This window comes from Camelimonas sp. FR25 (assembly GCF_059740505.1).
In genome coordinates, this window is sequence record NZ_JCAWFG010000066.1 from 40,725 (window position 1) to 65,207 (window position 24,483).

The following is a 24,483-nucleotide window of genomic DNA, read 5'->3' on the forward strand; positions in this document are numbered from 1 at the left end:
GTAACTGTGATCGGGTCGCAGCCGTTCTGGCGGGCGCGCCAGCGCCTGGGCGCGCGCCTTTTTGGCGTGAGCCACTTGCTTTTGGAATGATCGGGATATTTGTTATATGTAATGACAATAGCAATCCCTTGGAGGTTTGCAGGCCTGGGAGACGTCGGGATGGCGCATCACCGCATTTTCGAAATGCCGGTATCCACCGTCGCAAGACCTGCGGCCGCCGGGACCAGCGCCCGCCAGGCGGCGGCGCCCGGCCCACTCCGACGCTGGTGACGCCATGCGCGCTTACGTCCTGCGTCGCATGCTGGCGCTCATCCCCACGCTGATCTTCGCCAGCCTGATCGTCTTCCTGACGGTCCGCATGATCCCCGGCGACGTCATCGACATGATGCTGGCGCAGTCCGACTCAAGCTCTGACCAGAGCCGTCAGCAGCTCGAGCAGGCGCTCGGCCTCGACCAGCCGGTATACATCCAGTATTTCCGCTGGCTCAGCGGCGTTATACGTGGCGATCTGGGTCATTCGCTGTGGCAGAACACGGCGGTGCTCGACCAGATCCTTGACCGGCTGCCCGTGACCTTCGGGCTGGGTCTGATGGCGATCATCATCGGGCTGGTGATCGCGGTGCCCATCGGCGTCTATTCCGCCCTGCGCCAGGATACGGCGGGCGACTACATCATGCGCTCGCTGTCGATCCTGATGCTGGCGGTGCCGTCGTTCTGGATCGCCACCATGGTGATGGTGTTCCCCTCGATCTGGTGGGGCTGGGCCCCGTCGATGGTTTACGTACGCTTTAGCGACGATCCGCTGGGCAATCTGCAGCATCTGTTCATTCCGGCGCTGATCCTCGGCATGTCGCTGTCGGCGATCACCATGCGCATGACGCGCACCATGATGCTTGAGGTGCTGCGCCAGGATTACATCCGCACCGCCTGGGCCAAGGGGCTGGATGAGCGCACCGTCGTGCTGCGCCACGCTTTGCGCAACGCCCTTATCCCTGTGGTGACCCTAATCGGCATCCAGGCCCCGCTGGTTCTCGGCGGCGCCGTGATCATCGAGCAGATCTTCGTCATCCCCGGCATGGGGCTGCTGCTGCTCGACGCTGTGGGACAGCGCGATTACCCGATCATCGCCGGCGTGTTTCTCGTCGTCGGCGTCGCGGTGATGCTCATCAATCTCCTCGTCGACCTGAGCTACGGCCTGCTCGATCCCAAGGTGAGGTATCGCTGATGACCATCGCGCTCGACCCACCCACGCAACGCCCCCGGGACATCTCGCACGATCATTCCGGCCTGCGCCAGGAGCCGCTCGCCGGCGTCGCCCGCCCCCGGCGGGGCGCGGCCTTCATCACCTTCCTCGGGCGGTTGTTTCGCGAGAAGCCGCTGGGCGCAGCCGGCGCAGTGATCTTCCTGCTGTTCCTGTTCTGCGGCCTGTTCGCCGACTATCTGGCGCCTTACGGCTACAACCAGATCAGCCCGATGAACCGGCTGAAACCGCCGTCATGGCAGTTTCCCTTCGGCACCGACAATCTGGGGCGCGACGTGTTCTCGCGCTGTCTGTATGGCGCGCAGCTGTCGGTGATCATCGGCTTCTGCGCCGCCGGCATAGCCACGCTGACCTCGGTGGTGATCGGCGTGCTGTCCGGCTATTTCGGCGGCAAATTCGACATGATCGTCCAGCGCATGGTCGACGCCTGGATGAGCTTTCCCGACCTGATCGTGCTGATCGTCGTGGTCGCCGTGGTCGGGCCAGGGCTGTGGCCGATCATCGTCGTGCTGGGGCTGCTGCTCGGGGTCGGCGGCTCGCGCATCGTGCGCGGCGCCGTGCTCTCGGTGCGCGAGAACATGTATGTCAACGCCGCCCAGTCCATGGGCGCCAGCACCAGCCGCATCCTTTGGCGCCACATCCTGCCCAACGTCATGGCGCCAGTGATCATCCTGTTCACCACTCGCGTCGGCTTCGTCATCCTGGCGGAATCCGGCCTGTCGTTCCTCGGCCTCGGCGTGCCGCCGCCGGCGCCGACCTGGGGCGGCATGCTTTCGGGCAGCGGCCGCACCTTCATGTTGCAGGGGCCCTGGCTCGCTTTGGCGCCTGGGCTGTGCCTGACCGTGGTGGTCTACGCCACCAATGTATTCGGCGACGCCCTGCGCGACCTGCTCGATCCGCGCATGCGCGGCAGCCGCTGATAGCAGCGCGCGATGAGCGTGGCTCGCAACACGCGGACTTGGTCCAGACCCCGGCCATTGGCCCTGGCGGCGAACGGTCTTTGCAGGGCGCCGGCGCAACAGCGTCCCGGCGCCCTGGGATAAACCTGCGGGCCGGCGCGCTGGCCCCCTCACACGACTGGCGCATTGCGCCGGAAAGGAGCCGCCGGGTGGAACGTCCCGTCCTCGAGGTGAAGAATCTGGCGGTGGAGTTCGGCTCCGGCGCCAACCGCGTCCGCGCCGTCGACGACGTGTCGTTCGACGTCCGCCCCGGCGAAACCCTGGCGATTGTCGGCGAGAGCGGCTCGGGCAAGAGCGTGACGGCGCTGTCATTGTTGCGCCTCGTGCCCACCCCGCCGGGGCGTGTCTGCTCTGGCGAAATCCTGTTCGATGGCGAGGATCTGCTGCGCGTGCCCGACGCGCAGATCCGCAGTATTCGCGGCAACCGCATCGCCATGATTTTTCAGGAGCCGATGTCGTCGCTTAACCCGTCGCTGACCGTCGGCCTGCAGATCGCCGAGCCAGTGGCGTTACATGGCAAGACCGGCTGGGGCCGCGCTCTCGACAAGGCGCGGGAGCTGCTCGGCAAGGTGCGTATCCCCGATGCGTCCCGCCGGGTGAACGCCTATCCGCACCAGTTCTCCGGCGGCATGCGCCAGCGCGCCATGATCGCCATGGCGCTGGCCTGCAAGCCTGGGCTGATTATCGCGGATGAGCCGACCACCGCGCTCGACGTCACGGTGCAGGCCCAAATCCTTGAACTGCTCAAGGATCTGACGCGCGAGACCAATGCGGCGCTAATCCTGATCACCCACGATCTGGGGGTGGTGGCCCGCTACGCCGACCGGGTCTGCGTCATGTACGCCGGGCGGGTGGTGGAGAGCGGCGCGGCGCGCGACATCTACGCCAATCCGCGCCACCCCTATACGCGCGGCCTGATGGCGTCGATCCCCCGCCTCGATCAGGACGCCAGCGGCCGCCTGACGCCGATCGATGGCCAGCCGCCCGATCTGGCGGCGCTGCCGCCGGGCTGCGCCTTTGAGCCGCGCTGCCGCTACGCCATGGACCGTTGCCGCGTCGAGCGCCCGGCGCTCGAACTGGAGGGAGGGCGCCATTACCGGGCGTGCTTTGCCAATGTCAGCCATTGAGACGACGCCCCGCCCCACCGACGCCGCGCCGCTGCTGCGGGTTTCCGGGCTCAAGGTGCACTTCCCCATCCACGACGGCATGCTGGTGCGGCGCAAGGTCGGCGCCGTCAAGGCGGTGGATGGCGTTTCCTTCGAGGTGGGCAAGGGGGAAACCCTTGGCCTGGTTGGGGAATCCGGTTGCGGAAAATCCACCACCGGCCTCGCCATTTTGCGCATGACGCCGCTCACGGAAGGGCGCATCACCTTCGAAGGCCGGGATATTTCAGCGCTGGGCGCAGGTCAGATGCGCCCCCTGCGCCGTCGCCTGCAGATGGTCTACCAGGACCCCTATGGCTCCCTCAATCCGCGGATGAAAGTGGGCGATCTGATCGGCGAACCATTGTTGATCCACGCCATGGTGGGTGATCGCGCCGAGTACCACGCCCGCATCCATGAATTGCTGCGGCTGGTCGGCCTGCGTCCTGACATGGCCGAGCGCTATCCGCACGAATTCTCCGGCGGCCAGCGCCAGCGCATCTCGATCGCCCGGGCGGTGGCGCTCAATCCGTCGCTGGTGCTGTGCGACGAGCCCGTGTCGGCGCTCGACGTGTCGATCCAGGCCCAGGTGATCAACCTGTTCCAGGAGCTGCAGGAGCGGCTGGGGCTGTCCTATCTTTTCATCGCCCATGATCTGGCCGTGGTCCGCCATGTCAGCCATCGCGTCGCGGTGATGTATCTGGGGCGCATTGTCGAAACGGCGCCGCGCGACGCGCTGTATCGCACGCCGCGCCACCCTTACACGCGCGGCCTGCTCGCCTCGGCGCCAGCTCCCGATCCTGAAGCGGCGCAAAACGAGGACGTCCATCTCATCGCCGGCGAGCCGCCGAGCGTCGTCAACCCGCCCTCCGGCTGCCATTTCCACCCGCGCTGCCCGCTGGCGCTGCCAGTGTGTGCGCAGGTCACGCCGGAGCTGAAGTCGGTCGGCGCCGGCCACACTGTCGCCTGCCATTTACAGGACGCGCTGGCGGCCTGAACGGCCGACGCGCGCAGGGTGAGGGAGTAGCTCTTGACGGATATGCCGCCCCAGGACGCGGAAGCTGGCGAACGCATCGATGGCGGCGCCGATGGCCGGCTGACCGAACGCTATGAGCGCAAGCGCGAGCTGATCCTCGACGCCGCCGCCCGGCTGTTCCACCAGCATGGCCTCGATGGCGTCACCCTCGCTGATATCGCCGCGCGGGTCGGCCTCGCCACCAATAGCGTCACCTATTATTTCCGCCGCAAGGACGTGCTGGTTGCGGCCTGTTTCGCGCGCGCCTTCGCCGCGTTCGACGTGCTGATTGATGACGCGGCGCGCTGTTCGCAGATGGAAGACCGGGTCAGGGTCCTGCTCCGCGGCTATTTCCAGCTGCTGGCTGACATCGCCGACGGCGCCCGCAGCGAGATCGTCAGCCCGGTCAACGTGTCCGTGGTGCGCGGCCCGGCGGCGGAGCCGACCAGCGCCGCCTACACGGCGCTGTTCCGCAAGGTGCGGGCGCTGCTCGATGATGGCGACCGCTCAGCGGATGCGCGCATCCGCCTCAATTGCTGGACGCACCTGCTTTTGGCGATCAGCCAGTGGGGGCGCGTGTGGCTACCGCGCTATGAGACGGATGGCTATGTCCGCGCCGCCGATAGGGTGGCCGACATTTTTCTGTATGGGCTTCTCCCCGGCGATCAACCCCGCCGCGCCGCGCCTGCCACGGGCGCATCTGCTGAGGCGCCGGAGGCGGAACGTTCTGGCGTCGGCGCGCGACGCCGCCATGTCGCCACGGCGGCGCTGACGGCGGCCAATGATCCGTTCCTGTCACGCGAGGTGTTTCTGCGGGCGGCGACGCGGCTGTTCAGCGCTCATGGCATTCATGGCGCCTCCGTCGAGCGCATTTCCGCCAGCCTCAACGCCACCAAGGGGGCGTTTTATCACCACAACGCCGACAAGCATGAGCTGATCGCCGCCTGCTTCGACCGCTCCTTCGCCATCATCCGCAACGCGCTCGATGCGGCGCAGCAGCGCGCGGCCGGCCGCGACCGTCTTGAGGAGGCGGTGGCGGCGCTGGTGCGGTTCCAGCTGTCTGAGGCAGGGCCGTTGCTGCGCATCACCTCGCTGGTTGGGCTGCCGCCAGCCGAGGCCGCCGGCGTGGTCACCACCGTGAACCGCCTGTCCGAGCGCTTCGCCGGCTTCGTCATTGACGGGGTCATCGATGGCTCGCTGCGCCCGGTCGACCCCACCGCCGCCGCCCAGGCCTTGCAGGCGACGATCAGCGCCGCCGCCTCTGCGCCCCGCTGGATCTCCGGGATCAACCAGGACAACGCCGTGACCTTGCTGGTCACGCCGCTGATGCATGGTTTCTGCGCCGGCCAACCGCGACCCATGCCGCCAGACGCAGTAACCGATGCCGATGAAAGGCCAAGGGCCGACGCACCGCGCCGGCCCGCCAGATCGACCCGCAACGCCGGGAACTGACGCGACAGACAGATCGCGCAACAGGGAGGACCAGACATGCAGCCCGCCGCACGCCGACGACAGACGCTCGCCCTGATGGGCCTTGGCCTCGCCGCCTGCCTTACCCACAGCCTGACCGCCGCGCCAGCGCGCGCCGAGCCAACGCCGAAGCCCGGCGGCACGCTTGAAGTAGCCACCCTTTACCGGGCGCTGCCCACCCTGACCTGGGACCCCGCCGAGTGGAACTGGAAGACCAACCACGACACCGGCCAGATGTATGAGCAGCTGTTCGTGGCTGATCTCAGCAAGGCGAAGCGGCTGGGCGGCCCACATTCCTTCTATGCCGACGCTTGGCTACCGTCTGACGCGATCAAGGGGGAGCTGGCCGAGAGCTGGGAGTGGAAGCAGAATCCGACCCGCCTTGTCGTCAAGCTGCGTGAGGGCGTGCGCTTTCCGGAGAAGCCTGGGGTGATGGCGGCGCGCGATCTGGTGGCCGACGACATTGTCTACGCCTACAACCGCATCAACCAGAGCGCCAAAAAAACGGCCGGCTATTACGATTATCTGGAGAAAGTCGAGGCGACTGACCCGCGCACGGTGACCTTCACCTTCAAGACCTTCAATTCAGAATGGGATTACCGCTTCGGCTACGGTTATTATTCCGGCATTTACCCGAAAGAAGTTGTCGACGCTGGCATCACCGACTGGAAAAACCTCAATGGCTCCGGCCCGTTCCGGCTCAGCAATTATGTCCAGGGCAGCGCCGCGACCTATGTGCGCAATCCGGATTACTGGGGCACGGAAAAGATCAATGGCGAAACCTTCAAGCTGCCGCTGGTCGACCAATTGGTGTTCCGCAATATCCGCGATCCCTCGACGGCCAACACGGCGTTGCGCCAGGGCAAGGTCGACATGCTGGAATCGGTGCGCTGGTCCGACGTCGACCAGCTGAAGAAATCAGCGCCGCAGCTGAAATGGGCCAAATGGCTCAATATGTCGGGCCAGTTCCTCGCCATGCGCATGGATGCCAAGCCGTTTGACGACATTCGCGTGCGCCGCGCCATGAATATGGCGGTGAACAAGAAGGAGATCGTCGAGGCGTTCTATGGCGGCCAGGCGGAGCTGTTCTCCTATCCACAGCACCCGGACTATCTCGGCTATTTCGAAACGCTGGACAAGATGCCGGAGAGCATCCGCGAACTCTATGAGTACAACCCCACCAAGGCCAAAAAGCTGCTGGCTGAGGCAGGCTACCCGAAGGGCTTCACCTTCAAGGCCCAGGTCTGCGCCTGCAATCCCGATCACATGGAGCTGCTGCCGCTGATCGCCGCCTATCTCGAACAGGTTGGCGTCAAGGTTGAGATCCAGCCGATGGAATATGGGGCGTTCCTGTCGACCATCCTGAGCAAGACCCATGCGCCAGGCCTGCTGTCCTCGACCCCCCACAGCAACCCGACCACAACCCTGCGCACCAGCTTCCTGCCCGGGCAGCAAGCCAACACCTCGATCTATCGCGATCCCGAATATGCCAGGAAGCTGGCCGAGGCTTACGCCGAGCGTGACGAAAGCAAGCGCCAGGAGATGATCAAGGCCCTGACCCGCGAAGCTCTCGACAAGGCCCCCTATATCTGGCTGCCCACCCCCTATGTGTTCACTGCCTGGTGGCCGTGGGTGATGAATTATGGCGGCGAGCTGCGCGCCGGCGCCAACCGCCCCGGCCCGATCTATGCCCGCATCTGGATCGACCAGGAGATGAAGAAAAAGATGGGCTACTGACGCCAGGCCACGTGCATGCTGACGCATCCGTGACCTGCATGGCGCGAGCGCGGAACGCATAAACCAGAGCCCGATGAGCGATGCTCAAAGGGCTCTGGTAAAGCCGGTTGTGCCTTCCCACGGGCGCGCTGATCCTGGCGCGCCAGTATCGCGAGGCGGCCACCACCGCGCCCGGGTCATGATGGCCCTGTGCGTGGCTTGCCGACGCCGCCTGACACATGCGCCCTGATCCATCCCCCAAAACTGACCCGAGAGGCAGGCTGCAGCTTCGCTGTCATCGGACTGACATCTGCGCGTCATCGCCGCTTCATATGCCCCCGCCACTATTCCGGCAGCTTCACTGACGGCGTCTTGCCCGGTTTGGTCGCCCTGTTCCGGTTTCGCGTCTCCCCTGTCCAGGGGCGCGGGCTGGCGGACAGGCGGCGTACTGGCAGGATGCTGTTCGCCGCCGACGCAAGGACGGGACCGCAGCCCATGCTAACCTTCGACAACCTCACCCGCCAATATGGCGCCAAACGCGCTGTCGACGGCGTGTCGATCGCCATCCCGAAGGGGGCTTTCGTTGGCGTGATTGGCCGGTCAGGAGCTGGCAAGTCGACGTTGCTGCGCATGATCAACCGGCTGGTCGACCCCTCCTCCGGTCAGATCCATTTCGATGGCGTCGACGTCACCCGGTTGCGCGGCGCCGAGCTGCGGGCGTGGCGGGCGCGTTGCGCCATGATCTTCCAGCAGTTCAACCTGGTTGGCCGCATGGATGTGCTGACCAATGTGATTATGGGCCGGCTCAACGTCATCCCCGCCCGTCGCGCCATGCTGAAGCTGTGGCGTGACGAGGATAAGGCGCTGGCGCTGGCGGCGCTGGAGCGGCTCGATATCGCCTCCCTCGCCGCCCAGCGCGCCGACCAGCTGTCAGGCGGACAGCAGCAGCGCGTGGCCATCGCCCGCGCCCTGATCCAGAACCCCGACATTATCCTGGCCGACGAGCCGATCGCCTCGCTCGATCCGCGCAATACCCGCGTCGTCATGGATGGCCTCGCCGCCGTGAACCGCGACTTCGGCATCACCGTGCTGTGCAACCTGCATTCGCTCGATCTGGCCCGCAATTATTGTGACCGGCTGATCGGCATGGCCAACGGCCGCGTCGTCTTCGCCGGCGCCCCCGAAGATCTCACCGACGCCGTCATCACCGAATTTTATGGCCTGGATGACGCCGTCGGCGAACCCGCTACTCCCGTCATTCGCCCGCTTGGCCGCCGCTATCCTGTTGCGGCCGGCTTCGCTGGCGCGAGCACGCTGGCGGCCGCGGGCGCCTGAGCCTTTCTGGATGCGGGCGCCCCGCATCTTCGCAGCCTCCTGTGACACGACCCTTCTCAAGGACTTACGCCATGACCACCCGTCGCCTGCTGCTCGCCGCAGCCGCAACCCTTGCGCTCGCCATGCCGATGGCCGCTGCCCAGGCTGTCGCCAGCGGCCCGGACGAGCTGGTCTTCGCCATCATCCCGGCGGAGAATTCCGGCACCGTGCTCGATCGCTGGACGCCCTTCACCGACTATCTGTCGAAGGAAACCGGCAAGAAGGTCACGCTGCGCATCGCCAATGACTATGCGGCGGTGATTGAAGGCCAGCGCGCCGGCAATATTCACATCGCCAGCTATGGCCCGGCCTCTTACGCACGCGCCCGCATGACCGGCGTCAAGATTGAGCCCTTCGCCATCGAGGTGAACCCGGATGGCTCGCGCGGCTATTATTCGGTGCTGTGGACCAAGGCCAATTCGCCCTACCAGAAGCTTGAGGATCTCAAGGGCAAGAACCTCTGCCTCGTCGATCCCAATTCGACCTCCGGCAATAATGTGCCGCGTCTGGCCATGAACAAGCTGGGCGTGAATCCCGATACGTTCTTCGGCAAGGTGGTCTATGCCGGCAGCCATGAGAATGTGATCTTCGCCGTCAATCAGGGAACCTGCGACGCGGGCTTCAATTTGTGGGTCAATGACAATGAATCGACCCTGAAGCGCATGTCCGACAAGGGCGCGGTGAAGGCCAGCGACTTCCGCCAGATCTTCCGCTCCGACCTGATCGTCAATTCGCCGTTCGCTTATCTCACCGATCTGCCGGCCGACCTGCGCGAGAAGATCGCCACCGCAGTCATCGCCATGCCGCAGAAGGCCCCCGAGGCGCTGCGCAAGATCTTCGACGGCAAGAACGGCAGCTATCAGCCCGTCGATCACAAGGCCTATGAGCCGATCATGGAGCTGAACGCCTTCGTCGACAGCCTGCGCAGGAAGCGCTGAACCGCCTGGCGCTGATCATGGCGCCGCGCATCACAATGCCGGGCGCTGCGCGGAGCGAAAGTTCCGCAGCAGCGCCTCGCCACAGGCGCAAGGTTTCGACAGGCGGCCCCTGCAACCGAAGGGGTCCTCGCAGCAGGGCCCTCGCAGGGAGGCCCCAGTCGTTGAGGCTCACATTCAAGCCCACTTGCAGGCCCACCTGCCGGCCCATCTGGCTGCGGGCCTTGTCACCCTTGCGCTGACGCAGTTCTGGAGGGCCCGGGCCCCGTGATCGTTTCTGACACCTCGCAGCCGCCGCGCGCGCTTGCCATGGCTGAGCCGTCCGCGGCGCTGGCGGCGCATGCGCGCAACTGGCGTGACGCCCAGCGGCGCAAGCGGCTGCACACGCTGATATTCTGCATCGGTCTCGCCGCAGCCACCCTGTGGTCAGCCTGGATGGCCGACGCCAATCTGGGCAAGCTGTTCGGCAATATCGGCAATTTCTTCAGCTATTTCGACCGCATCCTGACGCTGGATTCCGGGCCTGCCGCCGGCCAGCGTGTCTGGGCCGCGCCAGGCGAATGGATGTGGGGTCTCGGGCGCTGGCTGCCGCTGCTCGGCGACACCTTGCTGATGGCCTATCTCGGCACCTTGCTGGGCGCCATTGGGGCGCTGGCGCTGTGCTTCTATCCGGCCAAAAACATCACCCCCAACCCGTGGGTGCGGGTTTGCGTCAAGCGTGGCCTCGAATTCTGCCGCACCGTGCCGGACATTGTCTTCGCGCTGATCTTCGTCGTGGCTTTTGGCCTTGGCCCGATGGCCGGCGTGCTGGCCATCGCCGTGCACACGGTGGGCGCCCTCGGCAAGCAATTCTCCGAGGTGGTCGACAATATCGACATGAAGCCGGTGGAAGGCCTCGTCGCCACCGGGGCCGGGCGCTGGCCGATGATCCGCTTCGCGGTCGTGCCGCAGATGCTGTCGAATGTGGTCAGCTATGTGCTGATGCGCTTTGAGGTCAATGTGCGCGGCGCCTCGGTGATGGGCTTCGTCGGCGCTGGCGGCATTGGCATGGATCTGATCGAATCCATCCGCAAATTCTATTACGCCGACGTCTCCGCGCTGCTGGCGCTGATCGTGCTCTGCGTTTTCCTGATTGATTTTGGCTCCGAGAAGCTGCGTCACGCGCTGATCGGCCGTGAGGCCCATGCATGAGCACGCCTGCTGACGCCGCCCCCTCGCACCTTTCCCATGGCGTCGCTGTCAGCGCCGCCGACATCGCCCGGCTCAGGGCCGCCTATCCGGCCAGCTTCACCGCGCCGCTGTGGCGCCGGCTGGCGCCCTGGCTGATCACTTTCGCGGCGCTGGCGCTGGTGGCGCTGGCCCTGTGGCGGTTCGACTTCTCGCTGACCCGGATCATCACCGGCCTTGTGCGCATCGGCGACATTGTCTGGCTGATGCTGCCGCCATGGCCAGGCAGCGTCTCCCAGGCGCTGTTCGTGTTCAAGGCCATGGGCGAGACCATCGCCATCGCCTTCCTCGGCACGCTGGGCGCGGCGGTTCTCGCTTTGCCGCTGGCCTTTCTCGCCGCGCGCAACACCACCTTCAGCCAGATCGCCCGCTTCTTCACCCGCCGCAGCCTCGATTGCGTGCGCGGCGTCGACACGCTGATCTGGGCGCTGTTGTGGATCAATGTGGTGGGGCTGGGTCCGTTCGCCGGCGTGCTGGCGATCATGACCTCCGACATCGGCCTGTTCGGCAAGCTGTTCTCGGAAGCGATCGAGGCCGCCGACCGCAAGCCTGTGGAAGGCATCGCCTCCACCGGCGGCGCCCATTGGGGCCAGGTGCGCTTTGGCGTGCTGCCGCAGGTGTTGCCGATCCTCGCCGGCCAGGTGCTGTATTATTTCGAATCCAACACCCGTTCGAGCACCATCATCGGCATTGTCGGCGCTGGCGGCATTGGCCTTTATCTGTCCGAACAGATCCGGATGTTCGAATGGCAGGGCGTGTCCTTCGCCATCCTGCTGGTGCTGATCGCGGTGTCACTGATTGATCGTCTGTCCGGCAAGCTGCGGGCGGCGATCATTACTGGGGGTGTTCAGAAAGCGGCCTGACACCAGGTCGCGACCATGCTGATACATCCCCAACCTGCAAGGCCCGGGCGCCGCCCGGGCCTGACCGGCGCCCGATGCGCCTTGCGCAGCGGGTTCCATCCTTCACTCTGCATACCTCCGCGTGATCCCGATCGCGCAACCTTGGCCGGTGGGCGCTGCTCACCGGCCCTTTTCGTTTACGGCTGCCCGTTCAGGTTTCGATGTCGAGTTCAACCCGATCGGCGGCGAACAGGGTGCGGGTAGCCTGGATTGGCGCGCCATCCAGATCGACATTGACGCTGTCGACCACCAGCAACGCCCGCCCCGGCGCCAGCTCCAGATGCTGCGATTCCACGCTGTCGGCGAGGCGGGCCCGCACCCGCGTGCTGGCGCGGGTGTAGTCGCTGACGCCGGACAGCTGCAAGGCGCGGGTCATCGAGCCGCTGCGGGCGTAATCCGCATCCAGCCTGTCAAAGCGCGGCAGCGGCAGATGGGTGTGGGCCAGCGACAGCGGCGTCGCGTCACCGCTGCTCAACGTCACCAGTTGCAGCACCTGTGCGCCAGGCTCAAGACCCAGCGCCGCCGCGACCGCAGGCGGCGCGGCGATCGCGCCCGATGACAGCAAAACCCCAGACGCCTCCTTGCCCACCCTGGCGAGCGCCGCAGAGAAGCGGGTGCGGCGGCTGACCGGATAAGGCAGCGGCGCGTTCTCGACGAAGGCGCCTCGCCCTTGGGTGGCGCGCACCACGCCATCGGCGGCCAGCGTCGCCAGCGCCCGCCGCACGGTGTGCCGGTTGACGCCGAAGCTGGCGGACAGCTCCGCTTCGGTCGGCAGCCGGTCGCCCGGGGCCAGCCTTCCAGCATGAATGTCAGCCAAAAGCGCATCGGCGATCTGGCGCCACGCCGTGGTGCCGCCGCCACGCCTGATCTGGCGATCGGGCCCCGAGCCTTGCTGCAATTGCTGTGTCAGTTCACTCACCACGTCGTCCATCAATCGTCCGGTCGCGCCCAGGGCGCGGTGTTACAGGCGCAGGGCGTAAGCGGCGCACAGCTTTGCAGGCGCATGGCCGCCGCACAATCACAGGCCGTCGCAAGGCCCTTGCCCCCTGCCAGGCGTCCGCCCCCCAGCCACTGTCCGACTCTGTCACCGGCAGGTCATCCACCGGGCATTGAATAGCGGCGCGCTGCGTCATTCAGATGTCATGCGCCACGCATATTTGTCTACACAACCAGACAAGTTGATTGAGACATTTGGTGGATGAGTTTATCGCAATGCTGTGCACGACCCCCCCTGCTGATGCGCTGAATGCAGCGCCAGCCCCGAGCGTGACGGAGGCGCGTCAGGCTGTGATGGCCATTTGCGCCGAGGCCACCACCGCAGAACTGGCGGAGGTTGTCGCGGCCTGTGGCTATGCCGGCGCCATCCGTGAACTACGCCGCCCCGAATCCGGGCTGGTGATGGTGCGTGGCCGCATTGGCGGCGATGGCGACGCTTTCAATCTGGGCGAAATGACCATCACCCGCTGCGTCGTCCAGCTCGATGGCGGCGAAGAGGGTTACGCCTTCACCCCAGGCCGCGACCGCGACCGGGCCCGCAAGGCGGCCGAAATTGACGCTTTGTTGCAGAGCCCGGCGCACGCCGGGGTGGTGCAGGCGGCGTTGCAGCCGGTCAAGGCGCGCATCGCCGCCGATCTCGCCCAGACCGAGGCGCGCATCGCCGCGACCCGGGTGAATTTCTTCACCATGACCCGCGGAGAAGACTGATGCGCGGTTTCACCGATGCGGCGATTGAATCGCAATCCGTGTTCCGGGCGGTGATGGAGGCCATGGCCCGTCCGACCAGCGTGCAGCCGCTGACCATCGCCGTCGAGGCCCCGGCCCCGCTGTCGGCGGAGCTCGCGGCGGTCGCCCTCACCCTCGCCGATACGGACACGCGGCTGTGGCTGGATGAGGCGCTGCGCGCCTCCCCCGAGGTGACGCATTACCTGCGCTTTCACACCGGGGCGACGCTGACCGACGACGCGGCCAGCGCTGACTTCGCGCTGGTCAGCGCGCCCGAGCTGTGCCCACCGCTCGCCGCCTTCCCGCAGGGCACGGCGCATTACCCCGACCAGTCCGCCACGCTGGTGCTGGAGGCTGGCGGCTTCGCCGCAGCCGACGGGGCGCAATTTACCGGACCGGGCATCGCCAGCGACGCCGCCGGCCGCTGCGCCGCCGAGCGGCTGCCGGCGGATTTCATCAGCCAGATCGCCGCCAATCGCGCCCAATATCCGCTGGGCGTGGACCTGATCTTCGTGGCGCGCGGCGCGGTTTCGGCCCTGCCACGCTCCAGCGCGCCGCACATGGCGCCCGCGTCGGCGACCGCGTCTGCTGCGCCAGCCGCCCACGCCTGAGGAGACTGACCATGTATGTGGCTGTCAAAGGCGGCGAAGCCGCCATCGCCAACGCCCACCGCCTGCTCGCCGACCGGCGGCGCGGCGACCGCGCCGTCCCCGAGCTCGACGTCGAACAGATCCGCGAGCAGATGAGCCTGCTGGTCGATCGCATCATGACCGAGGGCTCGGTTTACGACCGGGATCTGGCGGCGCTGGCGCTGAAGCAGGCGCGCGGCGACGTCACCGAGGCGATCTTTCTGGTGCGCGCCTGGCGCAACACCGTGCCACGCTTCGGCGCCTCGACCCCGGTGGACACGGCGCAGATGCGCATCCACCGCCGCGTGTCGGCGACGTTCAAGGATATTCCCGGCGGCCAGGTGCTCGGCCCGACCTTCGACTACACGCACCGTCTTGTCGATTTCGCCCTCGCGGCGGGCGGCGAGCCGGAAGCGCCGGCGGTGGCCGATCCCGGCGCCGACAGCCGCGACTGCCCGCGCGTCACCGACCTGCTCGATGGCGAGAGCCTGATTGAGCGCAACATATGCACCGGCGCGCCCGCCCCCGATCTCACCCGCACGCCGCTGGACTTTCCGGCGGAGCGCCCGCTGCGCCTGCAGGCGCTGGCGCGCGGCGATGAGGGCTTCATCCTCGCACTCGGCTATTCGACCCAGCGCGGCTATGGCCGCACCCACCCCTTCGTCGGCGAAATCCGCACCGGCGATGTGGCGGTGGATTATGTGCCGGAAGAGCTCGGCTTCGCCGTGCCGCTTGGCCGCATCACGCTGACCGAATGCCAGATGGTCAACCAGTTCCTCGGCTCGAAGCAGCGGCCGCCGCAGTTCTCGCGCGGCTATGGCCTCGCCTTTGGCGCGGCGGAGCGCAAGACCATGGCCATGGCCCTGGTCGACCGCAGCCTGAGGGCGCGCGAGCTCGGTGAAGAGCTGACCTCACCGGCCCAGGACGAGGAATTCGTGCTGGCCCATTGCGACCCGCTGCAGGCCACGGGCTTCGTCGAGCATCTGAAATTGCCGCATTACGTCGATTTCCAGGCCGAGCTGGAGCTGGTGCGCAAGATGCGCGCCGAATACGCCGCGCGCCAGCAGGACGCGCCGGCAAGCGGCCAGCCGAAGGCCGCTGCTGCCGAAACGCCTGCGACGACCGCAGCATCCACGCCCGACGCTGGCGCCACGCCCACCCTGGAGGCTGCAGAATGAGCCCGCACACCAGCCCCGCAGCCGCCGCTGGCTACAATTTTGCTTACCTCGATGAGCAGACCAAGCGGATGATCCGCCGCGCCATCCTCAAGGCCATCGCCGTGCCTGGCTACCAGGTCCCCTTCGCCTCGCGTGAAATGCCGATGCCCTATGGCTGGGGCACGGGCGGCGTGCAGGTGACGGCGGCGATCCTTGGCCCGCAGGACGTGCTCAAGGTGATCGACCAGGGGTCCGACGACACAACCAACGCCGTGTCGATCCGCAATTTCTTCAGCAAGACGGCAGGCGTCGCCACCACCACGCAGACACGCGCGGCGACGGTGATACAGACCCGCCATCGCATCCCGGAGGCGCCGCTGCAGGCCGGCCAGGTGCTGGTCTACCAGGTGCCGATCCCCGAGCCCCTGCGCTTCCTCGAACCGCGCGAGACCGAGACCCGCAAGCTGCACGCGCTCGGCGAATATGGCCTGATGTATGTGAAGCTCTATGAGGACATCGCCCGTAACGGCCATATCGCCACCGCTTACGCCTATCCGGTGGAAGTGGCGGGCCGCTATGTGATGGACCCTTCGCCGATCCCCAAATTCGACAATCCGCGCATGCATGACATGGCGGCGCTGCAATTGTTCGGCGCCGGCCGCGAGAAGCGCATCTACGCCATTCCGCCGCATACCGACGTGCGCAGCCTCGATTTCACCGACCACCCGTTTGAACCGCAGAAATTCACCGACCCCTGCGCCCTGTGCGCGGCGCGCGGCGTCTATCTCGACGAGGTCATCCTCGATGATCGCGGCGGCCGCATGTTTGTCTGCTCCGACACCGACCATTGCGAGGAGCGCCGCGCCGCAGGCCATCGCGGCCATCTGCTCGGCGACGCGCCGGCGGCGCTGACCGGCGCCAGCCAGGACGGCCAGGGCGGCCAGCACGGCCACAGCCAGAAGGCCAGCACGGAGACTAGCCATGTCTGATGCGTCCCACCCGCTCGCCGCCAACCAGGATGACGCGCCGCTGCTCAGCATCCGCGATCTGGCGAAATTCTATGGCGCGCGCCGCGGCTGCGCCGATGTCAGCTTCGATCTGCATGCCGGCGAGGTGCTGGCCATTTGCGGTGAATCCGGCTCTGGCAAATCCACCTTGCTCAATCTGATCGGCGCAGAGCTTACGCCCGACGCCGGCGCGGTGATGTGGCGGATGCGCAATGGCGAGACGCGCAATCTGTTCGCCATGAGCGAGGCCGAGCGCCGGCAATTGTTCCGCACCGATTGGGGCTTCGTCCGCCAGGACGCCGCTCTGGGCCTGCGCATGGGCGTCTCGGCCGGCGGCAATGTCGGCGAGCGGCTGATGATGACCGGCGCCCGCTGCTATGGCGACATCCGCGCCACCGCCAGCGACTGGCTACAACGGGTGGAGATCGATCCTGGCCGCATCGACGATGGCCCGCGCCAGTTCTCCGGCGGCATGCGCCAGCGCCTGCAGATCGCCCGCAATCTGGTGACCCGGCCACGGCTGGTGCTGATGGATGAGCCGACCTCTGGCCTCGACGTCTCAGTGCAGGCCCGCCTGCTCGACCTGATCCGCAATCTGGTCGCCGACATGGGGCTGGCGGTGATCATCGTCACCCACGACCTCGCCGTGGCGCGGCTGCTGTCGCACCGGATGATGGTGATGCAGGGCGGCGCGGTCATTGAGGCAGGGCTCACCGACCGGGTGCTGGACGATCCGCAGCACCCTTACACCCAGCTTCTCGTGTCCTCGGTTCTGGCGGCCTGATCATGCACAACGCAACCGCACATTCCGCCGCCCCGCTGCTTGAGGTGGCTCAGGTCAGCAAGTCCTTCACCATGCATCTGCATGGCGGCGCCCGCCGCGACGTGCTGCAGGAGATCAGCTTCACCGCCGCCGCCGGCGAGGTGGTGACGCTCGGCGGCCCCTCGGGCGCCGGCAAATCCTCGCTGCTGAAGATGATCCACGGCGATTACCATTGCGACGCCGGCGCCATCCGCATCAGCCATGGCGGTGAAACCGTCGATCTGGCTGTCGCCGCGCCGCGCCGCATTCTGGCGCTGCGCCGCCATGTGGTCGGCTATGTCAGCCAGTTCCTGCGGGTCATCCCGCGCATCCATGCGCTGGAGATCGTCGCGGCGGCGGGTCGCGACGGCGGCATGCCGGCGGAGGCGGCTGAGACCCGCGCCCGTGAACTGCTGACCCTGCTCAACGTGCCGCAGCATCTGTGGGGCCTGCCGCCAGCGACGTTCTCCGGCGGTGAGCAGCAGCGCGTCAATATCGCCCGTGGCATGATCGCCCCGCGCCCCCTGCTGCTGCTCGACGAGCCGACGGCGTCGCTCGACAGCCGCAACCGCCAAGTGGTGGTCGATTTGATCCGCGAGAAGCAGGCCAATGGCGTCGCCATGGTCGGCATTTTCCACGATGAGGATGTGCGCGACGCGGTGGCCAGCCGCATCGTCGACGTCACGCGCTTCGCGCCTGCAGCGGCGGCCTGAGCTTAATACCGGAACCCGATGAGCTTGACTCATCGGGTTCTGGCTAAGCCCGTGCGGCGCCTGAGCATTTCAGGAGGCGGATGCGTCAGCATCTTCGCATCCTGGTATAAGTCTGCCCAGAACCACCGGCGCTGACACGCCAGCGTCACCTAACGCTGCCATGGCAGCGGCAAACTGCCCGTCCTGGCCGACGGGATGCTCTGATTTCTGCGGGGCGCGGCCAGATTACGCCGCCGCCTCGCACGCATGGCGCAGCGCCTGACCGGCGCGCGCCGCCAATGGATGTCCGCCAGATGGGCCACAGCATGAGCAAGGTAACCCTATTCGAGAACGCCAGGGTGGTGATGGCCGATGAGGTCGTGCATGGATGGATGGCGGTGGTTGACGGCGTCATCGCCGAAACCGGCGCAGGCGCTGCGCCAGAGCGCGGCGAGAATCTGGGCGGCGACTATCTGATCCCAGGCCTGGTGGAACTGCACACCGACCATCTCGAGAGCCATTACGTGCCCCGCCCTGGGGTGCGCTGGAACCGCACCGGCGCGGTGCAGGCCTATGACGCCCAGATCGCCGCGTCCGGCATCACCACGGTGTTCGACAGTCTCCGCGCCGGCTCCGATGTGGACGGCGGCGGCTTTGGCCCCGAGCTGATGGCGCTGGGCGAAGCGATCGACACGGCGCGGAAGGCCGGGCTGCTGCGCTGCGAGCATCTCACCCATTTGCGCTGCGAGATCCCGTCGCCGGATCTGATGCAGGCCGTCGCGGATTTCGCTGAAAAATTTCCGGTGGGGCTGATTTCGCTGATGGATCACACGCCTGGTCAGCGCCAGTTCCGCGATATCGCCAAATATCTGGAGTATTACTGCGGCAAGACCGGCAAGAGCGAGGCCGCCATCCGTCAGGAGATCGACCGTAAGTTAGCGACGGCGGGCGAGATCGCGCCCGCCAACCGCACGGCGCTGGTCGCCTGGGCGCAGCGGCTTGGCGTGCCCATCGCCAGCCACGACGACACCACGCGCGCCGATGTCGCCCAATCGGTGGCCGAAGGCGTGGCGCTGGCCGAATTCCCCACCACCATTGAGGCGGCGGAAGCCTGCCGCGCCCACGGCGTGACGGTGATGATGGGCGCCCCCAATCTGGTGCGCGGCGGCTCGCATTCCGGCAATGTAGCGGCGGCGGAGCTGGCGCAGGCTGGCCTGCTCGACATTTTCTCATCCGACTATGTGCCCGCCAGCCTGCTGATGGCCGCCTTCAGCCTGCCGCAGGCGGCGCCCAATATCTCGCTGCCCGAAGCTATCGCCACGGTGACGCGCAACCCGGCCCGGGCCACGGGCCTCAGCGATCGCGGCGAAATCCGCACAGGTCTCAAGGCCGACCTCGCCCGCGTCGCCATGTTGGGCGACAATGCGGTGGTGCGCCAGGTCTGGCGTGATGGTGAGCGGATCAGCTGACATGGCGGCGACAGCAACGGGCGGCTTTGTGCTGGTGGTCGGCCCCAGCGGGGCCGGCAAGGACACGGTGATTCGGCTGGCGCAGCAGGCGCTGGCGGGCGAAGCGAGGTTCCGTTTTCCCGCACGTGTCGTGACCCGCCCGGCTGACGCCCATGAGGCCAACACGCCGCTCAGCCTCGCCGCATTCGAGGCGGCCGAGGCGGCGGGCGATTTCGCCCTCTCCTGGCGGGCGCATGGCAACGCTTATGCATTGCCCAAGTCGAGCCTCGACGCGGCCCGCCAGGGCGCCGTGGTGATCTGCAACATCTCGCGCGCCAGCGTCGCCGAGGCCCGCGGCCGCCTGCCGGTGCTCGCCGTGGTGGAGATCACCGCTTCCCCCGACGTGCTCGCCCAGCGCATCGCCGCCCGCGGCCGCCCCGGCGACCAGGGCGCTGGCCTTGAAAGCCGGCTGGCGCGCAGCAGCGCGCTACCGGACGCCGGCGCCGACGTCCGCATCGTCAATGACGATGCGGCCGAGCTGGCGGCGCAGGCCCTGCTGCGCGCCCTGCGGGCGCTATAGCCGTACAGTCGCGCCACAGACATTAACCGCAGGCGTGCGCCGGAGCCACTCAAGGCGGCGTCTGCGGCCAAGGCTCGTGTCAGCCATCCTCCCCTCCGCCCAGCGGCGCCAGGCGATCCTGGGTCTCGGGGGCGTCGAGCAGCTGGCTGGCGGCGCCGGGGATGCGGTGGCGCCAGTTGGGTTTTTCGGTAGTCGTGCCGGGCACATTGGGCTGGACGCGCAGGCCGAGGGCGTCTTCGATCGGGATAATGCGCAGCGTGCATGGCGTCGCCGCGACGTAGCGGATGGCGGCGTCCACCACCGGGGTGGGGTTGTCCGGGGCGGGGCGCTCGCCACTGGCGAGGCCGGCGTCGACAAAGGCCCCCCACAGCACGCCGCGATCCCACGCCCGGCCCGCCGCGCCAGCCTCGTCGCCATCGGCCAGGTCGGCGCCGGCCCACCAGCCAGCTGTCGGCGGCAGATCGTGGGTGCTGGTCAGGGCGACAGCGTCACGGTCCCAGTCCCAAGGCCGGACATAGCCATATTGCGTGCGCTCAAAGCGCAGCACCCGCAGCCCCGCCACGCCCTGGTCGCGCAGTTCCTCGCGGAACCCATGCGGCAGCGTGCCCAGGTCCTCGCCAATGACAATGGCCTGATGCCGGAAGGATTCAAGCGCCAGCAGCCGGAACAGCGTGCGGGACGGGAAGCTGACATAGGCGCCATCGAGCGCGCTCGCCCCCTCCGGGATCAGCCACAGCCGGCGCATGCCCATGACATGGTCGATGCGCACGCCACCGACATGGCGCAGGCTGGCGCGCAGGGTGTCGATGAACGGCGCATAGCCGCTCGCCTCAAGCCCGCGCGGCGAAAACGTGGTCAACGCCCAGTTCTGGCCCTCGGCCGCATAATAATCCGGCGGCGCGCCGATGCTCAGCCCATGCAGCACATCCTGAGGCTGGCTCCAGGCGTGGCTGCCGCCGCCATCCATGCCGATGGCCAGATCGGCGATCAGCCCCACCCGCATGCCGGCGGCGCGGCAGGCGTACTGTGCGGCGCCGTAAGAGCGCTCGGTCAGCCATTGCAGGAACAGCTGGAACCGGACCTCCTCCGCATGTTCGGCGGCGAAGGCGGCGACCGCGGCGCTGCGCGGATCACGCCATTCGGGCCGCCAGTCGCGCCAGGAGGCGATGGCCGGATCGCGCGCCAGCTCCGCCGCGTGCAGCGTCTCAAACAGCGCATGGCCACGCAGCGCCGGCGTCGCCGCCGCCGCATAAGCGGCGAAATCCATTGCTGCCGCAGCCTGTTGCGGCAGGGCGGCGAACAGCGCGCGCAACAGCCGCAGGCGAACCGCGGAAGCCTCGGGCCAGTCGATCAGCGCCGTGGCCGACAGCTGCTCCATTGCGTCGAGCAAGCCGGCGCTGGCTGCAATGTCGCGCAGCTGCGCCATGGGGAACGCCGCCGTCGCATCGGCGTGCAACGGGTTAAAGAACAGCCTGGTCGACGGCGAATAGGGGCTGAACTGCTGCGGCAGCGCCCCATACAAGGCATGCACCGGGCTGACCGCCAGGGCGTCGGCCCCGAGGCGGGCCGCCGCTTGCCCCAGCGCCGCCACACCGGCGAATGTGCCGATGCCGCCATCCATCTCGCTGCGCAGCGCATAGATTTGCGCGGCGAGCCCCCAGCCCTGGCGTTCACCGCCCAGGTCGCCGAAGCGGACACAGCGCTGCGGCGCGATGGCCAGGGTAATCGTGCGCCCGCCAAGGTCGAGGCGGTGATAGCCTGGCGTATCGATAGCAGGCAGGAGTAGCCGGTCGCCGTCGCGCTGGATGGTCAGCCGGCGCTGGCCGCCATCCTCCAACACCAGGTCGCAAGCGTCGCCCGCGACGTCGGGCGCCGTCAGCTGGAGCGGCTCGTCAACAGTACCGACGTGAAACCCGGACAGCGGCTCCGCGCCAGATTGCAGGCCCGCCACAGCCTGGGCCATGGCGGCGTCGCTCACCTCATGGCCCAGCGCCGTCAGGATGGCGTGCAGGCTGTCGGGCGCCACCTGCCGCGCCGCGCCAGTCTGGTCGGTCCAGTCTGGGGCGACGCCTGCCAGCAAGGCGTAGTGGCGTAGCGTCTCATCGCGCATCGGGCGTCTCCACGGCGGCGGCGCCGTCAACCGGCTCCTCGACAATCAGCAGCCCCAGCGGCGGCAGGTTCAACGTCAGGCATTGCGCCTCGCCGTGGGCGCTTACCTGCTCCGTCGCCACCACAGCCTCGGTGACGAGGCCCGAGCCGCCATAGCCTGTCGCGTCCGAGTTGAAGAGCACCCGCCAGTCGCCTGGGCTGACGACGCCGACGCGATAATGCTGGCGCGGCGTCGGCGTCATATTGGCGACCACCACAAGGCGGGGAGCGCCGGGCGCGGCGCGGCTGAAGGCGAACACCGCATTGGTCGTGTCGTCGCCGATGATCCAGCGGAAGCCCTCCTCGCTGTGATCCAGCTGGTGCAGCGCCGGATGGGCGCGGTACAGGCCATTGAGCGCGCGCACCATCTGCATGACGCCGCGCCGCGTCGTGTCGTCATCGGCTGGCCAGGGAAATGGCGCGTCGGCGTTCCATTCGCTCGCCTGGCCAAATTCGCCGCCCATGAACAGCAGCTTCTTGCCCGGATGGGTCCACATCCAGGCCAGAAACAGCCGCAGATTGGCGAAGCGCCGCCAGGCGTCGCCGGGCATGCGGCCGAGTAGCGAGCCCTTGCCGTGCACCACCTCATCATGGGAGATCGGCAGCACGAAGCGCTCGGAGAAGGCATAGGTCAGCCCGAAGGTAAGATCATCGCCATGGTAGCGCCGGTGCACCGGATCGCGCGCGAAATAGCGCAGGGTGTCGTGCATCCAGCCCATGTTCCATTTGAAGTCGAAACCGAGGCCGCCCTCTGCTGTGGGCGCGCTGACGCCAGGCCAGGCGGTGGATTCCTCGGCGATCACCACAGCGCCGTGGCAGCGCTGTCGCACCAGCGCGTTCAGTTCGTGGAACAGGGCGATGGCTTCAAAGTTCTCGCGGCCGCCGAGATGGTTGGGGGTCCACTGGCCGGGCGCGCGGCTGTAATCGCGATACAGCATGGAGGCCACCGCATCGACGCGCAGGCCATCGAGGTGGAAGGTCTCCAGCCACCACAGGGCCGAGGCGAGCAGAAAGCCACGCACCTCGCGCCGGCCGAGATTGTAGATCAGCGTGTTCCAGTCCGGGTGGAACCCCTGGCGCGGGTCCTCATGCTCATACAGCGCCGTGCCGTCGAAGCGGGCGAGGCCGTGGTCGTCGGTGGGGAAATGCGCCGGCACCCAGTCGAGGATCACGCCAATGCCGGCGGCATGGCAGGCGTCGACAAAGCGGGCGAAGGCCTCGGGGGGGCCCAGCCGCGCCGTGGGCGCGAACAGGCCCAGGGTCTGGTAGCCCCAGGAGCCGCCGAACGGATGCTCGGTGATCGGCAACAGTTCAACATGGGTAAAGCCCATATGCTGCAGATAGGGAATGAGCCGCGCCGTCGCCTCGTCCCAGTCGCCCATCTCGCCCCAGGCGCTGCGCAGCCAGGAGCCGACATGCACCTCATAGATCGCCATGGGCGCAGCAAATGCGTCCGCAGCTTTGCAGCCGGCCAGCCAGTCGGCGTCGCTCCACGTGAACGCTGGCGGCGCGGCGACGATTGAGCCGGTGCGCGGCGGCGGCTCATGCCTGCGCCCGAGCGGATCGGCCTTCCACGGCAGCCTCGCGCCATCGGCGGCGGTGACAGCGTATTTGTACACGGCGCCAGGCCCGACGCCGGGGATGAACAGCTCCCAGACGCCAGCTCCCAGACGCTTGCGCATCGGGTGGCGACGGATATCCCAGCCGTTGAAGTCACCCACGACCGCCACATGAGCGGCGTTGGGCGCCCAGACGGCGAACAGCACGCCGTCGACGCCATCGATGCAACGCGGATTGGCGCCGAAGCGGGTGGCCAGATCGAAATGCCGCCCTTCCGCGAACAGATGCAGGTCGTCGTCGGACAGCAGCAGGCCAAAACTGTAGGGATCGGCCGCTTCGACAATGCCATCTGGCCAGGAGACGCGCAGGCGATAGGCGTCGTCCACCGGCGCTGCGGTGACGAAGACGCCGTCGCCAGCCGTCGCCATGGGCAGCGCTTCGCGCGCCTCGCCGTCGCCCAGCACGCATTCCGCGTAGCTGCAGCCAGGCAAAAAGGCGCGCACGAAGGCGCCATCCCCGAACCCATGGCGACCAAGCACGGCGAATGGATCCGGATGACGTCCGGCCTCAAGCAGCGCCACGTCGCGCGGCTCCAGCTCTGGCGGCAAATTAGGCGAGGTCTGACGCATATTTAGGCCCTGTCGGAGAGGCGCCGGCGTTCCGCAACGCGACGGCCTGGGTCATGCTGGCCACTGGCGCGCCAGCCGGCGAGAAGCAGGCGCCATCAAGCGCCGGCG

General features: G+C 67.4%; 21 protein-coding genes. 18 read left to right on the plus strand and 3 right to left on the minus strand.

All coding sequences use genetic code 11. The annotated features are described in order from the left end of the window. Positions 1 to 274 precede the first annotated feature (274 nt). From AC6A67_RS07665 to phnE (AC6A67_RS07710), 10 genes are all read left to right on the plus strand, one after another. Positions 275 to 1,225 carry an ABC transporter permease gene (locus tag AC6A67_RS07665; RefSeq protein ID WP_498035958.1) on the plus strand — a complete coding sequence of 317 codons (951 nt, stop codon included), beginning with the start codon at positions 275 to 277 and terminating at the stop codon, positions 1,223 to 1,225. After that, on the plus strand, positions 1,225 to 2,181 hold the full coding sequence (locus AC6A67_RS07670; protein WP_498035959.1) for an ABC transporter permease: 957 nt from the start codon (positions 1,225 to 1,227) through the stop codon (positions 2,179 to 2,181). Before AC6A67_RS07665 ends, AC6A67_RS07670 begins: the two co-directional genes overlap by 1 nt. Positions 2,182 to 2,369: 188 nt before the next feature. Next, entirely contained in the window at positions 2,370 to 3,347 is a 978-nt protein-coding gene (locus AC6A67_RS07675) for an ABC transporter ATP-binding protein (RefSeq protein WP_498035960.1), read from the plus strand. Then, positions 3,334 to 4,359: an ABC transporter ATP-binding protein gene (locus tag AC6A67_RS07680; RefSeq protein WP_498035961.1), complete on the plus strand. Its 1,026-nt coding sequence runs from the start codon at positions 3,334 to 3,336 to the stop codon at positions 4,357 to 4,359. Before AC6A67_RS07675 ends, AC6A67_RS07680 begins: the two co-directional genes overlap by 14 nt. A 42-nt stretch (positions 4,360 to 4,401) precedes the next feature. Next, positions 4,402 to 5,829: a TetR/AcrR family transcriptional regulator gene (locus AC6A67_RS07685; protein WP_498035981.1), complete on the plus strand. Its 1,428-nt coding sequence runs from the start codon at positions 4,402 to 4,404 to the stop codon at positions 5,827 to 5,829. Between the two features lie 36 nt (positions 5,830 to 5,865). Then, positions 5,866 to 7,584 carry an ABC transporter substrate-binding protein gene (locus AC6A67_RS07690; protein WP_498035962.1) on the plus strand — a complete coding sequence of 573 codons (1,719 nt, stop codon included), beginning with the start codon at positions 5,866 to 5,868 and terminating at the stop codon, positions 7,582 to 7,584. A gap of 474 nt (positions 7,585 to 8,058) precedes the next feature. Then, positions 8,059 to 8,898 carry a phosphonate ABC transporter ATP-binding protein gene (phnC, locus tag AC6A67_RS07695; protein ID WP_498035963.1) on the plus strand — a complete coding sequence of 280 codons (840 nt, stop codon included), beginning with the start codon at positions 8,059 to 8,061 and terminating at the stop codon, positions 8,896 to 8,898. Positions 8,899 to 8,969: 71 nt separating this feature from the next. Beyond that, positions 8,970 to 9,875, plus strand: a complete 906-nt coding sequence (phnD, locus tag AC6A67_RS07700; protein WP_498035964.1) for a phosphonate ABC transporter substrate-binding protein — start codon at positions 8,970 to 8,972, stop codon at positions 9,873 to 9,875. 306 nt (positions 9,876 to 10,181) lie between these two features. Beyond that, positions 10,182 to 11,063 carry a phosphonate ABC transporter, permease protein PhnE gene (gene phnE / locus AC6A67_RS07705; RefSeq protein WP_498035965.1) on the plus strand — a complete coding sequence of 294 codons (882 nt, stop codon included), beginning with the start codon at positions 10,182 to 10,184 and terminating at the stop codon, positions 11,061 to 11,063. Beyond that, a complete protein-coding gene (gene phnE / locus AC6A67_RS07710; RefSeq protein ID WP_498035966.1) occupies positions 11,060 to 11,962 on the plus strand; it encodes a phosphonate ABC transporter, permease protein PhnE in 903 nt (300 codons plus the stop codon). The genes phnE (AC6A67_RS07705) and phnE (AC6A67_RS07710) overlap by 4 nt, the downstream gene beginning before the upstream one ends. 190 nt (positions 11,963 to 12,152) lie before the next feature. Here the strand turns inward: phnE (AC6A67_RS07710) and phnF are convergent, their stop codons facing one another. Beyond that, a complete protein-coding gene (gene phnF, locus AC6A67_RS07715) occupies positions 12,153 to 12,920 on the minus strand; it encodes a phosphonate metabolism transcriptional regulator PhnF (RefSeq protein ID WP_498035967.1) in 768 nt (255 codons plus the stop codon). Positions 12,921 to 13,195: 275 nt separating this feature from the next. On the opposite strand from phnF, the gene phnG reads away from it, so the two are divergent. From phnG to phnN, 8 genes are all read left to right on the plus strand, one after another. Further along, a complete protein-coding gene (gene phnG, locus AC6A67_RS07720) occupies positions 13,196 to 13,705 on the plus strand; it encodes a phosphonate C-P lyase system protein PhnG (RefSeq protein ID WP_498035968.1) in 510 nt (169 codons plus the stop codon). Next, positions 13,705 to 14,334: a phosphonate C-P lyase system protein PhnH gene (gene phnH, locus AC6A67_RS07725; RefSeq protein WP_498035969.1), complete on the plus strand. Its 630-nt coding sequence runs from the start codon at positions 13,705 to 13,707 to the stop codon at positions 14,332 to 14,334. The genes phnG and phnH overlap by 1 nt, the downstream gene beginning before the upstream one ends. Positions 14,335 to 14,345: 11 nt before the next feature. Then, a complete protein-coding gene (locus tag AC6A67_RS07730; RefSeq protein WP_498035970.1) occupies positions 14,346 to 15,530 on the plus strand; it encodes a carbon-phosphorus lyase complex subunit in 1,185 nt (394 codons plus the stop codon). Next, on the plus strand, positions 15,527 to 16,498 hold the full coding sequence (locus AC6A67_RS07735; RefSeq protein WP_498035971.1) for an alpha-D-ribose 1-methylphosphonate 5-phosphate C-P-lyase PhnJ: 972 nt from the start codon (positions 15,527 to 15,529) through the stop codon (positions 16,496 to 16,498). The genes AC6A67_RS07730 and AC6A67_RS07735 overlap by 4 nt, the downstream gene beginning before the upstream one ends. After that, positions 16,491 to 17,300, plus strand: a complete 810-nt coding sequence (gene phnK / locus AC6A67_RS07740) for a phosphonate C-P lyase system protein PhnK (protein WP_498035972.1) — start codon at positions 16,491 to 16,493, stop codon at positions 17,298 to 17,300. The genes AC6A67_RS07735 and phnK overlap by 8 nt, the downstream gene beginning before the upstream one ends. Positions 17,301 to 17,302: 2 nt before the next feature. Next, positions 17,303 to 18,031, plus strand: a complete 729-nt coding sequence (gene phnL, locus AC6A67_RS07745) for a phosphonate C-P lyase system protein PhnL (RefSeq protein WP_498035973.1) — start codon at positions 17,303 to 17,305, stop codon at positions 18,029 to 18,031. A 305-nt stretch (positions 18,032 to 18,336) separates the two neighbouring features. Further along, positions 18,337 to 19,479: an alpha-D-ribose 1-methylphosphonate 5-triphosphate diphosphatase gene (locus tag AC6A67_RS07750; RefSeq protein ID WP_498035974.1), complete on the plus strand. Its 1,143-nt coding sequence runs from the start codon at positions 18,337 to 18,339 to the stop codon at positions 19,477 to 19,479. 1 nt (position 19,480) lies between these two features. Then, positions 19,481 to 20,038, plus strand: a complete 558-nt coding sequence (phnN, locus tag AC6A67_RS07755; protein ID WP_498035975.1) for a phosphonate metabolism protein/1,5-bisphosphokinase (PRPP-forming) PhnN — start codon at positions 19,481 to 19,483, stop codon at positions 20,036 to 20,038. A gap of 79 nt (positions 20,039 to 20,117) precedes the next feature. On the opposite strand, the gene malQ is transcribed toward phnN, so the two are convergent. Both malQ and glgB read right to left on the minus strand, forming a co-directional pair. Beyond that, the gene (gene malQ, locus AC6A67_RS07760; protein ID WP_498035976.1) at positions 20,118 to 22,148 is read right to left on the minus strand and encodes a 4-alpha-glucanotransferase; all 2,031 of its coding nucleotides are present in this window, start codon (positions 22,146 to 22,148) and stop codon (positions 20,118 to 20,120) included. Further along, entirely contained in the window at positions 22,138 to 24,375 is a 2,238-nt protein-coding gene (gene glgB / locus AC6A67_RS07765; RefSeq protein WP_498035977.1) for a 1,4-alpha-glucan branching protein GlgB, read from the minus strand. Before glgB ends, malQ begins: the two co-directional genes overlap by 11 nt. Positions 24,376 to 24,483: the final 108 nt, after the last annotated feature.

What these genes read in the sequence shown, in the direction of transcription:
- AC6A67_RS07665 (WP_498035958.1), top strand. Translation starts at nt 275, where the DNA reads ATGCGCGCTTACGTCCTGCGTCGCATGCTGGCGCTCATCCCCACGCTG.
- AC6A67_RS07670 (WP_498035959.1), top strand. Translation starts at nt 1,225, where the DNA reads ATGACCATCGCGCTCGACCCACCCACGCAACGCCCCCGGGACATCTCG.
- AC6A67_RS07680 (WP_498035961.1), top strand. Translation starts at nt 3,334, where the DNA reads ATGTCAGCCATTGAGACGACGCCCCGCCCCACCGACGCCGCGCCGCTG.
- AC6A67_RS07685 (WP_498035981.1), top strand. Translation starts at nt 4,402, where the DNA reads ATGCCGCCCCAGGACGCGGAAGCTGGCGAACGCATCGATGGCGGCGCC.
- AC6A67_RS07690 (WP_498035962.1), top strand. Translation starts at nt 5,866, where the DNA reads ATGCAGCCCGCCGCACGCCGACGACAGACGCTCGCCCTGATGGGCCTT.
- phnC (WP_498035963.1), top strand. Translation starts at nt 8,059, where the DNA reads ATGCTAACCTTCGACAACCTCACCCGCCAATATGGCGCCAAACGCGCT.
- phnD (WP_498035964.1), top strand. Translation starts at nt 8,970, where the DNA reads ATGACCACCCGTCGCCTGCTGCTCGCCGCAGCCGCAACCCTTGCGCTC.
- phnE (WP_498035965.1), top strand. Translation starts at nt 10,182, where the DNA reads ATGGCTGAGCCGTCCGCGGCGCTGGCGGCGCATGCGCGCAACTGGCGT.
- phnE (WP_498035966.1), top strand. Translation starts at nt 11,060, where the DNA reads ATGAGCACGCCTGCTGACGCCGCCCCCTCGCACCTTTCCCATGGCGTC.
- phnH (WP_498035969.1), top strand. Translation starts at nt 13,705, where the DNA reads ATGCGCGGTTTCACCGATGCGGCGATTGAATCGCAATCCGTGTTCCGG.
- AC6A67_RS07730 (WP_498035970.1), top strand. Translation starts at nt 14,346, where the DNA reads ATGTATGTGGCTGTCAAAGGCGGCGAAGCCGCCATCGCCAACGCCCAC.
- AC6A67_RS07735 (WP_498035971.1), top strand. Translation starts at nt 15,527, where the DNA reads ATGAGCCCGCACACCAGCCCCGCAGCCGCCGCTGGCTACAATTTTGCT.
- phnK (WP_498035972.1), top strand. Translation starts at nt 16,491, where the DNA reads ATGTCTGATGCGTCCCACCCGCTCGCCGCCAACCAGGATGACGCGCCG.
- phnL (WP_498035973.1), top strand. Translation starts at nt 17,303, where the DNA reads ATGCACAACGCAACCGCACATTCCGCCGCCCCGCTGCTTGAGGTGGCT.
- AC6A67_RS07750 (WP_498035974.1), top strand. Translation starts at nt 18,337, where the DNA reads ATGAGCAAGGTAACCCTATTCGAGAACGCCAGGGTGGTGATGGCCGAT.
- phnN (WP_498035975.1), top strand. Translation starts at nt 19,481, where the DNA reads ATGGCGGCGACAGCAACGGGCGGCTTTGTGCTGGTGGTCGGCCCCAGC.
- malQ (WP_498035976.1), bottom strand. Translation starts at nt 22,148, where the DNA reads ATGCGCGATGAGACGCTACGCCACTACGCCTTGCTGGCAGGCGTCGCC.
- glgB (WP_498035977.1), bottom strand. Translation starts at nt 24,375, where the DNA reads ATGCGTCAGACCTCGCCTAATTTGCCGCCAGAGCTGGAGCCGCGCGAC.